A 13288-nucleotide genomic window follows, 5' to 3' on the forward strand; every position below is an offset into this window, starting at 1 on the left:
GGGCGCCGGCGCGCCCGGGGAGGGCTCAGGCCAGCCCGCGGCGGGCGACCGCCGGCGGCCGGTGGCCCGCGAGGGACGAGACCATGTCCAGGACCTGGCGGGTCTCGGCCACCTCGTGCACCCGGTACACCTGGGCCCCCAGCCAGGCCGACACGGCCGTCGTCGCGAGCGTCCCGATCACGCGTTCCTTCACGGGCCTGTCGAGCGTCTCCCCGACGAAGTCCTTGTTGGAGAGCGAGACCAGGACCGGCCAGCCCGTCGCCGTCATCTCGTCCAGCCGGCGCGTCGCCTCCAGGGAGTGCCGGGTGTTCTTCCCGAAGTCGTGACCCGGGTCGATCATGATCCCGTCGGGCCTGACCCCGAGCTCCACCGCCCGCTCGGCGAGCCCCAGGGTCACCCTCAGGATGTCCGCCATCACGTCGTCGTAGGCGACCCGGTGCGGCCGCGTACGGGGCTCCGCGCCGCCCGCGTGCGTGCACACGAGCCCCGCCCCGTACCGCCCGGCCACCTCCGCCAGCTTCGGGTCGACGCCGCCCCAGGCGTCGTTCAGCAGGTCCGCACCCGCCTCGCAGACGGCCTCGCCCACGTCGTGGCGCCAGGTGTCCACGCTGATCACCACGTCGGGATGGCGCCGGCGCACCTCGGCGACGAAACCGACCGTGCGGCGCGCCTCCTCCTGGGCCGTCACCTCCTCGCCGGGGCCGGCCTTCACCCCGCCGATGTCGATGATCGCCGCGCCCTCCGCGACGGCCTGCTCGACCCGGGAGAGAGCGGGCTCGTCGCGGAACGTCGCGCCCTGGTCGTAGAAGGAATCGGGGGTCCGGTTCACGATCGCCATGATCACCCGCTCGTCCGGCCCGAATTCCCGCCGCCCCAGCCTGAGCGCCGCGCTTCGCATCCCTGGTTCCTCCTGTAGCTCGCCTGCGCCTGCGACCCTAACTGTCGGTGGCGCATGGCACGATCTGACCTGGACAGGTATTCCGCTCCCGGGGAGATGCACGTGTTCTGGTTCTTGCTGCTCACGATGGCCGTGGTCGTGGCCGCGGTCACCCTGGCGGTGGTCGGGGGAGGCGGAAGCGCGGTGCTGCAGGACGTCGAGCCCGAGAGGCTCACCGACCCGCTGCCCACGAACCGGCCCGTCGGCCGTGCCGACGTCGAGTCCCTGCGGCTGCCGATGGCCGTGCGGGGCTACCGCATGGCGGACGTCGACGAGGCCCTCGGCAGGCTGGGCGCCGAACTGGCCGAGCGGGACGCCCACATCGCCGAGCTCGAGTCGGCGCTCGCCGGCGCCCAGGCGACCGCGGTGAACGGCCCCGACCTCTTCAAGCGCCCCGGAGAGCCGCCCGCCGCCGAGGGTGGCCCCCAGGACGAGGAGAGCGCGCGGTGAGCGGCGCCGAGCCGGCGGCCGACGGGCGCCCGCGCTGCCCGTGGGGCCTGTCCACGGAGGACTACCTCGCCTATCACGACACCGAGTGGGGCCGCCCCGTCCACGGCGACGACGCCCTCTTCGAGCGGCTCTGCCTGGAGGCGTTCCAGTCCGGCCTGTCGTGGCTCACGATCCTGCGCCGCCGCGAGGGCTTCCGCAGCGCGTTCGCCGGATTCAAGATCTCCGCCGTGGCGGAGTTCACCGACGCCGACAAGGAACGGCTCCTCGCCGACGCCGGGATCATCCGCAACCGGGCGAAGATCGACGCCACGCTGGCCAACGCCAAGGTCCTGGCCGGCTGGGGAGCGGGGGAGCTGGACGCGCTCATCTGGTCGTACGCCCCCGACCCCGCCACGCGTCCGGCCCCGCGCGCCCTCGGTGACGTCCCGGCGGTCACCCCCGAGTCCACGGCGCTGGCCAAGGACCTGAAGAAGCGGTCCATCCGCTTCGTCGGCCCCACGACCGCGTACGCCCTGATGCAGGCCTGCGGCCTGGTCGACGACCACCTGGCCGACTGCGTGGCCCGGGGCGGCGGCCGGTAGTCCTACCTGCCGAGGTATTTCGGCCTCTGCTTGGCGAGGAACGCCTCGACCGCGATCGTGTGGTCCTGCGACGCGCCCGCCTTCGTCTGGAGTTCGTCCTCCTTCTCCAGCGTCTCGGCGAGCGTGTGCCCGGCGCCGTACGCCACGGAGGCCTTCAGGGCCGCGTAGGCCACCGTCGGACCGTCCGCCAGGGCGCGGGCCACCGCGTGTGCCTCCTTCGCCAGGTCGGCGGCCGGGACCACCTTGTTCGCGATCCCCAGCTCGTACGCGTCCTGCGCGGAGATCGAGCGTGGGAAGAACAGCAGGTCGGCTGCGCGGCTCGCACCGATCAGCCGGGGCAGGGTCCAGGAGACGCCCGAGTCGGCGGTCAGCGCCACGCCCGCGAAGGACGTGTTGAAGGAGGCGGTGTCGGCGACCACGCGGTAGTCCGCGGCGAGCGCGAACCCGAAGCCCGCTCCGGCGGCCACCCCGTTGACCCCCGCGACCACGGGCTTCTCCATCTCCGTGAGGGCCCGGACGATGGGGTTGTAGTGCTCCCGCACCGTGCTCAGCGCGTTGCCGCCGTCCGACTCGCGCGCCTCCGAGAGCTTGGCGACGTGCTCCTTCAGGTCCTGGCCGACGCAGAAGGCGCGCCCGGTGGCGGTGAGCAGAACCGCCCGTACGGCGGGGTCGTCGGCGACCGCCCGAAGGGCGTCGCGGAGCGCGACCTTGGCCGCGGTGTTCATGGCGTTCATCGCGTCGGGTCGGTTGATCGTGATCGTCGCGAGCCCGTCGCTCACGTCCGTGAGCACGGCGTCAGCCATGGTGTCGGCCATTCCTCAGTCCCCTTACGGCTCCGGCGTTGTGCCTGTCCAGGCAAGCATGGCGGACTCCGGGCGGGCCGGACATGTGACCTGCGTCTAACGATTGGACCTCGGCTGGGGGCCGGCAGCGGCGCAGTATCGCAGCCGGATCGCCGAATTGGGCGGTTTTGAGAGAGCGCGTTGCACAAGCGATGCCGGCCGATGTTGGTCATCGGGGTCTCCGATGCGGGATAATGCGGAGGAAGCATTGTGTTCGACGCCGGTGAGGCAGCGCCTGTCATGGGGCCGCCGGCTGCGATGAGCTGGTTTCAGGAAGGGGAACGAGCATGGCGGCCATGAAGCCGCGGACGGGCGACGGCCCGCTCGAGGTGACAAAGGAGGGGCGGGGCATCGTCATGCGCGTTCCGCTCGAAGGCGGCGGTCGGCTTGTCGTCGAGCTGACTCCGGACGAGGCCGATGCACTCGGTGACGCGCTGAAGAAGGTCGTCGGCTGAGGCGTAGTGCCCACACTTCACTGCTGCCCCGGCACGGATTCCGTGCCGGGGCAGCAGTGCGTCGGGGCCCGCTCCGGTGCACGTCCTGCGCGGGGCGGACGCGAGCGGTGCCGCGTCAGGCGGCCGGGGTGCCGTGCCGCACCGCGGGTTCAGCCGTGCCGCGGTCAGCCGCGCCGCACCGCGCACAGCAGCCCGTCGCCCACCGGCAGCAGGGTCGCCATGAGTTCCTGGCTCTCGCGCACGGCCCGCAGCAGTTCCCGCAGGCGCAGCACCTCGGCCGGCTGTGCGGCGGAGTCGATCGTGCGGCCGTCCGCGAAGACGCCCTCGAAGCAGACCAGGCCGCCGGGCCGCAGCAGGCGCAACGATTCAGCGAGGCAGTCGAGGCTCTCGAGCCGGTCGCCGTCGCAGAAGACGAGGTCGTACCCGCCGTCCGCGAGCCGCGGCAGCACGTCGAGGGCGCGCCCCGGGATGAAGCGGGACCGGTTCGTCGCGAAGCCCGCGGCACGGAAGGCCTCGCGGGCGAACTGCTGGCGCTCGGGCTCCGGGTCGACCGTGGTCAGTACGCCGTCCGGGCGCATGCCCTGCAGCAGGTAGATGCCGGACACGCCGGTTCCGGTGCCGATCTCGGCGACCGCCTTGGCGTCCGCGGTGGCAGCGAGCAGGCGCAGTGCCGCACCGGTGCCCGAGGACACCGGGCGGAGCCCTGTCTCGTGTGCCCGGTCCCGGGCCCAGAGCAGAGCTTCTTCCTCGGCGACAAAGGCGTCGGCGAATGCCCAGCTCGTCTGCCGGTTGGCGGTAATGACCCTCTCCTGTCCCCGTAGTTGGCGCAACGGTGACTGTATCCGCTGGACCCGGGAACCCGCTGATGGGACCGGGCGTTAGGAAGGGGCAGAGGGGAACGCGCGGACCGGGCCAGGGGGCCGGGTCCGGAATGTTCCTCTTGCCCCCCGGGACACCGGGGCATGAGCAGGTAAAAAGGCTTATCCGGAGCTAACGGGCGAGGTGGCTATGGTAGGGGCTCCACTGGACACCACCAGAGCCGATAGGGGAGGTGCGGCTGCGCCTGTGGATCGGAGAGGTGCGCTGCGGCGCTTTCTCAGGTCGGCTGGTGAGCCGAAATCCGTGACCGACATTGCTGACCGTTCTTCCAACGATTCCGCACCGACCGCGACCTTCGCCTCAGATGCGGATTCCCAGGCGTGGACCCCGCCCTCATGGGAAGAGATCGTCAGCACGCACAGCGCCCGTGTGTACCGCCTCGCCTACCGGCTGACGGGTAACCAGCACGACGCCGAGGACCTCACCCAGGAAGTCTTCGTCCGCGTCTTCCGGTCGCTGTCGACCTACACACCCGGCACCTTCGAGGGCTGGCTGCACAGGATCACGACGAATCTCTTCCTGGACATGGTCCGCCGCAAGCAGCGGATCCGTTTCGACTCCCTCGGCGACGACGCGGCCGAACGCCTGCCGAGCCGTGAGCCCTCCCCGCAGCAGGTCTTCAACGACACGCACTTCGACGCGGACGTCCAGCAGGCGCTGGACACCCTCGCGCCCGAATTCCGTGCCGCGGTCGTGCTCTGCGACATCGAGGGCCTCTCGTACGAGGAGATCGCCGCCACCCTCGGCGTCAAGCTCGGGACGGTGCGCAGCCGTATCCACCGGGGCCGTTCGCACCTGCGCAAGGCACTCCAGCACCGTTCGCCCGAGGCCCGCGCCGAGCAGCGTTCCCTCGCGGACGCGGTCCTGGCGGGGGAGGGCGGTACGGCGTGAGTGGCACAGGTCCGACCCCCGCGGAACAGCACCTGGGGGACCGGCTCGCCGCGCTCGTCGACGGTGAGCTCAAACACGACGCCCGGGAGCGGGTCCTGGCACACCTGGCGACCTGTGCCAGGTGCAAGGCCGAGGCCGACTCCCAGCGGCGGCTGAAGAGCGCCTTCGCGACCTCCGCCGCCCCCTCGCCCTCCGAGGGCTTCCTGGCCCGTCTCCAGGGCCTCCCCGGGGGACCCAGCAGCGGGGACGACGGCCACGGTGACGGCTTCGGCGCGGGCAGGCGCTTCGGTGAAGGGATCTTCCCCGTACCGAGGCACACCGGGCCCTCGGAGCCGGAGCGTTCACCGCTGGACGGCTTCGGTTACCTCCCCGCACCCCACGGCTCGACCACCGCGCTGCCGGGCGGCCCGTCCGCCCCCGGCTTCCGCATCCACGACGTCGGCCGGGACGCGGACCGCTCGCCCTGGCGCGCCCGGCGCTTCGCGTTCGTCGCCGCCAGCGCGGTCTCGCTCGCGGCCATCGCGCTGGGAGGCTCCCTCCCGCTCGACTACGGCCCCGAGCCGCCCCTCAGCGCCGAGGGCGCGGGCAGCACCACGCCCGCACTCGACGCGGTGGACCGGACCGGTGGCGCCGCCGCGGTCAGCCGCGGCGGCGGAGGCGCCCTCGCGCTGGGGGACGACCGGGGCGCCCTGCCCGGCGTCGCTCCGTCCGCGTCCGCACGTCCCGCGCCCGCCTCCGCACCCTCGCTGCTCGGCCTCAGCACCTCGGCCGTCACCGGGGGCACGTACGCCTTCCCGGCACTGAACGTCGCCGTGCCCCCGCTGATACGCCCGACCGGGGCCGGCCCGCTCTACTCCGCCGCGCTCGGCGGGGGAGCGGAGCCCGAGCGGTCCGCACCGTCCGCCACGGCCTCCGCCCCGCCGCTGCGGGACCGTGCGGTGTCCCTCACCCCGCTGCGCTGACCCGGGCCCTGCGCGCGGATTCGCAAACCTGGTTGAATTCCGGCAGGGACGCCTCCGTGAGGCGTGCGAGGGCCAGTTGCGGGGAGAGCATGGACGACGGGAAGCCCAGCGGGCCGAAGACGAAGTGGTGGAGCCGTCCTTCGACGGAGCGGAACCGTCCGGCCGGGCCGGACGGCGACGCGTCGCCCGTGGCCGGCACGGAGGCGACGGAACCCGCGGAGGCGCGCGCCGACGAGGCCCCCGCGTTCCGGGCCGGGGAGCCGCCCGCGGCGGTGACACCGGACGGCGACTTCACCCCTGCCCCGCCCACCGGGGATTTCGTCACCGCACCCCCGGCCGCCGTGCCCCGGGCTCCGGCACGCGAGCCCGGGGCCGCCGAGCCGCCCGGGTTGCTCGCCACGGAGCACCGGGTGCCCCGTGCGCGGCCGCTGCACGCACCCGACGAGTACAGCACCCCGCCCTACGGTGGCCCGGGCCCCTGGGCGCCCGCCCCGCCGGTGCAGCGCCCGGTGCCGACCCCGGCCCACGGGACCCCCGTACCGCCGCCGTACGCGGGGACGGACGGCCACGGTGTGCCCGCACCCCCTCCCGCCGTCGCCCCCGCCCAGGGCGGCCAGGGGCACGCCGAGGCCTACGTGCCCCCGCCGGCGTCCCCCACGGTGCCGCAGCAGCCCGCGGCGCCCGGGACCTCCCAGCACCCCGCCCAGGCCCCGCAGTCCCCGCAGCCGGCCACGCAGTGGCTGCGCTACGACCCCTGGGGCACGCTCCCGCAGCAGCCGCTGAGCCACCCCGGCCCGGCCCCGGACGCCCGGCCACGCGGGGGCCGCCGGGGAACGGTCCTGGTCGGAGCGGCGCTGCTCGCCCTCGTCGCGGGCGGGATCGGCGGGGGAATCGGTGCCTACGTCGAGCGCAACGGCGGCCTGACCACGGTCGAACTGCCGCAGGCCGGCCGGGACGACGGCGGCCGGGCACCCGACAGCGTCGCCGGAATCGCGTCCAGCGCGCTGCCCAGCGTGGTCACCCTGCACGTCAACGGCTCCGCAGAGTCCGGCACCGGCACCGGCTTCGTCCTCGACGGCAGGGGCCACATCCTCACCAACAACCACGTGGTCGCCCCCGCGGGCTCCACCGGCGACATCACCGTCACGTTCAGCAGCGGGGAGAGCGCGCCCGCCGAGCTCGTCGGCAAGGACAGCGGCTACGACCTGGCCGTCGTCAAGGTGACCGGTGTCTCGGGCCTCAAGCCGCTGCCGCTCGGGAACTCCGACAACGTGCGGGTGGGCGACCCGGTGGTGGCCATCGGCGCGCCGTTCGACCTGTCCAACACGGTCACCTCCGGCATCATCAGCGCCAAGGAGCGGCCCATCACCGCGGGCGGCGAGAAGGGCGACGGGACCGACGTCAGCTACGTCGACGCCCTCCAGACCGACGCGCCGATCAACCCCGGCAACTCCGGAGGCCCCCTGGTGGACGCCGAGGCCCGGGTGATCGGCATCAACAGCGCCATCCGCGCCGCCGACAGCGGATCCGGTGCCGAAGGCGGCCAGTCCGGCTCCATCGGCCTCGGTTTCGCGATACCGATCAACCAGGGCAAGCGGGTCGCCGAGGAGCTGATCAACACCGGCAAGGCCACCCACCCCGTGATCGGCGTCACGCTGGACATGGAGTTCACCGGCGACGGGGCCAAGGTCGGCGGCAGGACCGCCGACGGCGGGGCGGCGGTGACCGAGGGCGGACCGGCCGACGACGCGGGCATCCGGTCGGGCGACGTCATCACCGAGGTGGAGGGCCAGCGTGTGCACAGCGGCGAGGAACTGATCGTCAAGATCCGCGCCCACCGGCCCGGTGACCGGCTGGCGCTCGTCCTCACCCGCGGGGGCAAGGACCTGGCCATGACGTTGACGCTCGGTTCGGCGAGCGGCACCTGACGGCCACCGGCAGGTACCGCACGGACAGCTTCGCCGGGTACCGTGGAGCGGTCCGGGCCCCTGACGACCTGGCGGCGGAGACCACGCGGAGACCACGCAGAGAACACGAGGAGCAGCAAGGTGTTCAATGACATAGGCGCACTCGAGCTGCTGACGCTCGTGGTTCTCGCCGTGCTCGTATTCGGCCCGGAGAAGCTGCCGAAGGTCATCCAGGACGTCACGCGGACCATCCGCAAGATCCGTGAGTTCTCGGACAGCGCGAAGGAGGACATCCGCTCGGAGCTCGGACCGCAGTTCAAGGACTTCGAGTTCGAGGACCTCAACCCCAAGACGTTCGTCCGCAAGCAGCTCATGGACGGGAACGACGAGCTGGGGCTGAAGGAGATCCGCGAGAGCTTCGACCTGCGCAAGGAGATGGCCGAGGTCACCGACGCGGTGAACGGCCGCGAGAGCGCCTCGTCGACCGGCACGGCCACGGAGTCCGGCGCCAGCGCGGCGGCCGCGCCCGACCTCCTGAAGAAGCCCGCGCCGCCCGCCGAGGACAACCGCCCGCCCTTCGACGCAGACGCCACCTGAGACCGGTCAATCCCGGCTCGTCCGGACGGTATGGCTATTCTCCATCTGTCCGGTTGCGAGGTTGCCCATGCCCACGGGGGGAGGGCCGCTCCGGATCAGCGAATGATCGAGGAGGCGGCCGGACAGTGGAGACGACGAGTCGGGCAGGGGCGGACGGTGCGCCCAGCACAGTCACCGCGGAGGGATTGCCGGCGACCCGGCGTACTGTCGACGGCTATCTCAAGGCGCCGTTCCCCTGGTACGGGCTGGACGAGGCGTTCACGGGGCCGCGCTGGCTGATGCACGTCACAGCGGCGGCGGACGACACGGTGCAGCACGGTTCCACCGGGCACGGCGAGGAGCCCGTCGTGCGGGCGGACGCCGGTGCGGAGAAGGCACGTTTCGCCGTGGTCGTGACCGTGGGCAGCAGCCCCGTACGGCACAGCGACGACGGCACGGGGGTGCTCGACGCGACCACGGTCTCGTCGGCGGCCTGGCTGGCGGGCTCCGGCCTGCTGGACTGCACCTGGCCCCCGCAGATGGACCACACCCTGCGTGGCGAATGGCTGAACCAGCAGACCGAAACCGCGTTCGAGATCGCGGACGACCTGGACCGCGCGCCCTGGTCGACCCTGTCCCTGCCCGTGGACGGCGTACCGGTGGACTTCCACTACCGCGAGTCCGAGTTCGGCTGGGTGCTCGCGGGCTCGGCCCCCGACGGGGTGCACATCGGCGCCTACGGGCGCGGCATGAGCGCCTACGGCCTGGGATTCGCGGTGATCGGCGACATCGCCTCGTACGAGAACTGAGCACCCGGGAAACCGACGGGCGGGGGCGGCCTCCTGACCAGGAGGCCGCCCCCGCCCGTCGGTGCGTTCAGAACTTGTTGCGCGGGGTGAGCCCCAGCGACATGCCGGACAGACCGCGCTGACGGCCGCTCAGCTTCTCCGCGATGGAGCGGAGCGCGGAGCCCGCGGGGGAGTCCGGGTCGGACAGGACGACGGGCTTGCCCTCGTCGCCGCCCTCCCGCAGCCGTACGTCGATCGGGATGGACCCGAGCACCGGCACCTCGGCGCCGACCGTCTTCGTCAGCCCTTCGGCGACCCGCAGGCCCCCGCCCGAACCGAACACGTCGACCATCTCGTCGCAGTGCGGGCACGGCATGCCCGACATGTTCTCGACCACACCGACGATCTTCTGGTGGGTCTGCACGGCGATGGAGCCGGCCCGCTCGGCGACCTCGGCGGCGGCCTGCTGCGGGGTCGTGACCACCAGGATCTCGGCGTTGGGCACGAGCTGCGCCACGGAGATCGCGATGTCACCCGTGCCCGGGGGCAGGTCGAGCAGCAGGACGTCCAGATCGCCCCAGTACACATCGGCGAGGAACTGCTGCAGCGCGCGGTGCAGCATGGGACCGCGCCACACCACCGGGGCGTTGCCCGGGGTGAACATCCCGATGGAGATCACCTTCACGCCGTGCGCGGACGGCGGCATGATCATGTTCTCGACCTGGGTGGGCTTGCCGTCGGCCCCGAGCATCCGGGGCACGCTGTGCCCGTAGATGTCCGCGTCGACCACACCGACCTTGAGGCCGTCGGCCGCCATCGCCGCCGCGAGGTTCACCGTCACCGACGACTTGCCGACGCCGCCCTTGCCCGACGCGACCGCGTAGACACGGGTCAGCGAACCGGGCTTGGCGAACGGCACCTCGCGCTCCGCCGTGCCGCCGCGCAGCGACGAGGCGAGTTCCTTGCGCTGTTCGTCGCTCATCACGTCGAGGGTGACCTCGACCCGCGAGACGCCCTCGACGCGGGCCACCGCGTCGGTCACGTTCTTGGTGATCGTCTCGCGCATCGGGCAGCCGGAGACCGTGAGGTACACGGTGACAGCGACTACACCGTCAGGATCGATCTCGACCGACTTCACCATGCCCAGCTCGGTGATCGGTCGGTGGATCTCCGGGTCGTTCACTGTCGCCAGTGCTTCACGCACCGCGTCTTCCGTAGCCATAGGACGATGGTACGGCGCCGGTGCCTACGGGCGGGTAGCCCCTCCACGGTCGGCTTCGTCACCCTCCGAGGGCAGGACCACCCGGCGCTCCTCCATGTCCTTCACCATGGCCTCCAGCTCCGAACGGATCCAGTCCCGGGTGGCGACCTCCCCGAGGCCCATCCGGAGAGCGGCGATCTCCCTGCTGAGGAACTCGGTGTCCGCGATGGACCGCTCGTTCTGCTTGCGGTCCTGCTCGTGGGTGACCCGGTCCCGGTCGTCCTGGCGGTTCTGCGCGAGCAGGATCAGCGGGGCGGCGTAGGACGCCTGGAGGGACAGCATCAGGGTCAGGAAGATGAACGGGTACTCGTCGAACCGCAGGTTCTCCGGCGCGAAGATGTTCCACACCACCCACAGGATGATGATGAGCGTCATCCAGACGATGAACCGTCCGGTGCCGAGGAAGCGGGCGATGCGCTCGGAGAACCGGCCGAACGCCTCCGGGTCGTACTCGGGCAGCAGCCGGCGCCGGGGCGCCTTCGGCTGGTCGAGCCGGAAGCGGGGCGGGCGCACGATGCCCGAGGCGCCGGTCGGCACGGCCCGCGAACGGTCCTCAGCGGCCACCGGTGATCTCCTCCTCGCCCAGGAAGTCGGTCTCGCGCCAGTCCTCGGGGAGCAGGTGGTCCAGCACGTCGTCGACGGTCACCGCGCCCAGCAGGGAGCCGCTCTCGTCCACCACGGGCACCGAGACCATGTTGTACGCGGCCAGGTAGCTGGTCACGGCGGTCAGCGGGGTGTCCGGCGCCAGGGGGACGAGGTCGCTGTCGACGATGGAGCTGACCAGGGTGTACGGCGGATCCCGCAGCAGCCGCTGGAAGTGCACGGTGCCCAGGTACCTGCCGGTGGGTGTCTCGTCGGGCGACCGGCAGACGTACACCTGGGCGGCCAGGGCGGGCGACAGGTCCTGCTGACGGACCCGGGCCAGGGCGTCCGCGACCGTCGCGTCGGGCCGCAGGATGATCGGCTCGGTCGTCATCAGGCCGCCCGCCGTCCGCTCCTCGTACGCCAGCAGACGCCGTACGTCGGCCGCGTCGTCCGGCCGCATCAGGGCCAGCAGGCGCTCCTTGTCCGCCTCCGGGAGCTCCGAGAGCAGGTCGGCCGCGTCGTCCGGGTCCATCGCCTCCAGGACGTCCGCGGCGCGGTCCTCCTTCAGCTTTCCGAGGATCTCCACCTGGTCGTCCCCGGGGAGCTCCTCCAGGACGTCGGCGAGCCGGTCGTCGTCCAGGGCCGCGGCCACCTCGGCCCGGCGCTTGGGCGTCAGATGGTGCAGGGCGTTGGCGACGTCGGTCGGGCGCAGCCGTTCGAAGGTCGCCACGAGGCTCTCGGCGCCCTGCCCGTGCTCCTCCAGCGAGAAGCCGCTGATCGCCGACCACTCGACGGTCAGGGTCTCGCCCTTGCGGCGCAGGGCACCGCCGCGGCCCTTGCGCACGAAGAACTTGTCGATCTCCCAGTCGCGGCGGGCCGGGAGCTGCTGGATGGCGACGTCGAGGACGGTCACCTCCTCGTCGGTCTCCATGAGGCGCACCCGCCGGTCAAGGAACTCACCGAGGACGAGTCGCTCGGTCGGGCGCTGCTCGAAGCGCCGCATGTTGACCACGCCGGTGGTGATGACCTGGCCGGACTCGACGCCCGTCACCCGCGTCATCGGCAGGAAGATGCGCCGTCGGCTCACGACCTCGACGACCATGCCGAGCAGACGGGGCGGCTTGCCGCCGACCCGGAGCATCGCCACCAGATCGCGGACGCGGCCGACCTGATCGCCGTTCGGGTCGAACACCGGTACGCCGGAGAGGTGTGAGACGAAGACCCTGGGAGTACCTGCCGCCATCCGTTGCGCCTCCGTCCGGGTTCCGCGTCCTCCTTTGCCGTGATCAGGCTAGCCCGTACCGGTCCGGGGCGCCCTGGCGGACCGTCCGTCCGGCACTCTGCCGAATGGCGTACGCGGCACGGGTACGCTGCCGTCTGCCAACCCCCGACACACAGATGAGAGGCAGTGCGCCCGTGACCTCTTCCGCCCCGGCCGGCAGGGCCCGCCGCCGGAACGCCTTCGCCGTGGTGCTCTGCGCGGGGCTGACCGTCGCCCTCACGGCATGCGCCGGCGAGGACCCGGACAAGGGGACCAACGGCGTCGGCAAGCTGACGGCCGACGGGATCGACAAGAAGGCGCGGGCCGCCGCGGACGCCGCCGAGGCCGTGCGGCTGACGGGCAAACTGGTCAGCAAGGGCGGGACGTACACGCTGAACATGCAGCTCAGCGGTGACGGCGGCACGGGGTCGGTCACGTCGAAGCAGAACACGTTCGAGCTGCTGCGCATCGGGGACGAGCTCTTCCTGAAGGCCGACGCCGGCTTCTGGAAGGACGAGCAGGCCGACGAGGGGAGCGACCAGGCCGCCGGCAAGCTCGAGGGCATGTACGTGAAGGTCCCCGAGGACGACCCCACCTACCAGCAGCTGCGCGGCTTCACGGAGAAGAAGACGCTCCTGGACGGGATGCTCGCCCTGCACGGGAAGATCAACAAGGGCGGCCGGGACACGGTCGGCGGGGTGCGCACCGTGCAGATCATGGGGGGAAAGGGTGAGGGCGGCGCACTGGACGTCTCGCTCAAGGGCACGCCCTACCCCCTGCGGGTGGCCCGCGGCGGTGGCGGCGGCACGGTCACCCTCGGCGACTGGGGCGAGAGCTTCCCGCTGGAAGCGCCTTCCGAGGACGACACGGTCGACTACGGCGGCGAACTGCCCAGGTCGTCCGGCTGACCGGG

The 13288-nt window shown here is 72.3% G+C and carries 15 protein-coding genes; 9 read left to right on the forward strand and 6 right to left on the reverse strand.

What is annotated here, in order from left to right; translation table 11 throughout:
* Positions 1-25 precede the first annotated feature (25 nt).
* Positions 26-898 carry a dihydropteroate synthase gene (gene folP / locus OG488_RS24680; RefSeq protein ID WP_329232545.1) on the reverse strand — a complete coding sequence of 291 codons (873 nt, stop codon included), beginning with the start codon at positions 896-898 and terminating at the stop codon, positions 26-28.
* 96 nt (positions 899-994) lie between these two features.
* Between folP and OG488_RS24685 the strand changes: the two genes are divergently transcribed.
* Positions 995-1387: a DivIVA domain-containing protein gene (locus OG488_RS24685; RefSeq protein WP_329238976.1), complete on the forward strand. Its 393-nt coding sequence runs from the start codon at positions 995-997 to the stop codon at positions 1385-1387.
* On the forward strand, positions 1384-1968 hold the full coding sequence (locus OG488_RS24690) for a DNA-3-methyladenine glycosylase I (RefSeq protein ID WP_329232547.1): 585 nt from the start codon (positions 1384-1386) through the stop codon (positions 1966-1968). Before OG488_RS24685 ends, OG488_RS24690 begins: the two co-directional genes overlap by 4 nt.
* 2 nt (positions 1969-1970) lie before the next feature.
* On the opposite strand, the gene OG488_RS24695 is transcribed toward OG488_RS24690, so the two are convergent.
* Complete coding sequence (locus OG488_RS24695) at positions 1971-2783, reverse strand: enoyl-CoA hydratase/isomerase family protein (RefSeq protein ID WP_329232549.1); 813 nt, start codon at positions 2781-2783, stop codon at positions 1971-1973.
* Between the two features lie 314 nt (positions 2784-3097).
* Between OG488_RS24695 and OG488_RS24700 the strand changes: the two genes are divergently transcribed.
* Positions 3098-3265: a DUF3117 domain-containing protein gene (locus tag OG488_RS24700; protein WP_003966491.1), complete on the forward strand. Its 168-nt coding sequence runs from the start codon at positions 3098-3100 to the stop codon at positions 3263-3265.
* Positions 3266-3429: 164 nt separating this feature from the next.
* On the opposite strand, the gene OG488_RS24705 is transcribed toward OG488_RS24700, so the two are convergent.
* On the reverse strand, positions 3430-4095 hold the full coding sequence (locus OG488_RS24705) for an O-methyltransferase (protein ID WP_078597687.1): 666 nt from the start codon (positions 4093-4095) through the stop codon (positions 3430-3432).
* Between the two features lie 178 nt (positions 4096-4273).
* On the opposite strand from OG488_RS24705, the gene sigE reads away from it, so the two are divergent.
* The 5 genes from sigE (at position 4274) to OG488_RS24730 (ending at position 9289) form a co-directional block, all read left to right on the forward strand.
* Positions 4274-5035, forward strand: coding sequence for an RNA polymerase sigma factor SigE (gene sigE / locus OG488_RS24710; protein WP_329232551.1), 762 nt, complete (start codon positions 4274-4276; stop codon positions 5033-5035).
* Positions 5032-5997 carry an anti-sigma factor family protein gene (locus OG488_RS24715; protein WP_329232553.1) on the forward strand — a complete coding sequence of 322 codons (966 nt, stop codon included), beginning with the start codon at positions 5032-5034 and terminating at the stop codon, positions 5995-5997. The genes sigE and OG488_RS24715 overlap by 4 nt, the downstream gene beginning before the upstream one ends.
* 89 nt (positions 5998-6086) lie before the next feature.
* Positions 6087-7925, forward strand: a complete 1839-nt coding sequence (locus OG488_RS24720) for a S1C family serine protease (RefSeq protein ID WP_329232554.1) — start codon at positions 6087-6089, stop codon at positions 7923-7925.
* A gap of 120 nt (positions 7926-8045) precedes the next feature.
* On the forward strand, positions 8046-8501 hold the full coding sequence (locus OG488_RS24725; protein WP_329232556.1) for a sec-independent translocase: 456 nt from the start codon (positions 8046-8048) through the stop codon (positions 8499-8501).
* A gap of 125 nt (positions 8502-8626) precedes the next feature.
* Entirely contained in the window at positions 8627-9289 is a 663-nt protein-coding gene (locus OG488_RS24730) for a hypothetical protein (protein WP_329232558.1), read from the forward strand.
* Between the two features lie 67 nt (positions 9290-9356).
* Here OG488_RS24730 and OG488_RS24735 read toward each other — a convergent pair whose 3' ends face one another.
* Genes OG488_RS24735 through OG488_RS24745 form a run of 3 tightly spaced genes read right to left on the reverse strand, consistent with a single transcriptional unit; the run spans position 9357 to position 12357 of the window.
* Positions 9357-10490, reverse strand: coding sequence for an Mrp/NBP35 family ATP-binding protein (locus OG488_RS24735; RefSeq protein ID WP_329232561.1), 1134 nt, complete (start codon positions 10488-10490; stop codon positions 9357-9359).
* A gap of 24 nt (positions 10491-10514) precedes the next feature.
* Positions 10515-11093, reverse strand: a complete 579-nt coding sequence (locus OG488_RS24740) for a DUF1003 domain-containing protein (protein WP_329232564.1) — start codon at positions 11091-11093, stop codon at positions 10515-10517.
* The gene (locus OG488_RS24745) at positions 11083-12357 is read right to left on the reverse strand and encodes a magnesium transporter MgtE N-terminal domain-containing protein (protein WP_329232565.1); all 1275 of its coding nucleotides are present in this window, start codon (positions 12355-12357) and stop codon (positions 11083-11085) included. The genes OG488_RS24740 and OG488_RS24745 overlap by 11 nt, the downstream gene beginning before the upstream one ends.
* A gap of 173 nt (positions 12358-12530) precedes the next feature.
* On the opposite strand from OG488_RS24745, the gene OG488_RS24750 reads away from it, so the two are divergent.
* Positions 12531-13283: a hypothetical protein gene (locus OG488_RS24750; RefSeq protein WP_329232567.1), complete on the forward strand. Its 753-nt coding sequence runs from the start codon at positions 12531-12533 to the stop codon at positions 13281-13283.
* The last annotated feature ends 5 nt before the right edge of the window (positions 13284-13288 follow it).

It is taken from the genome of Streptomyces sp. NBC_01460, from assembly GCF_036227405.1.
Taxonomy (GTDB): Bacteria; Actinomycetota; Actinomycetes; order Streptomycetales; family Streptomycetaceae; genus Streptomyces.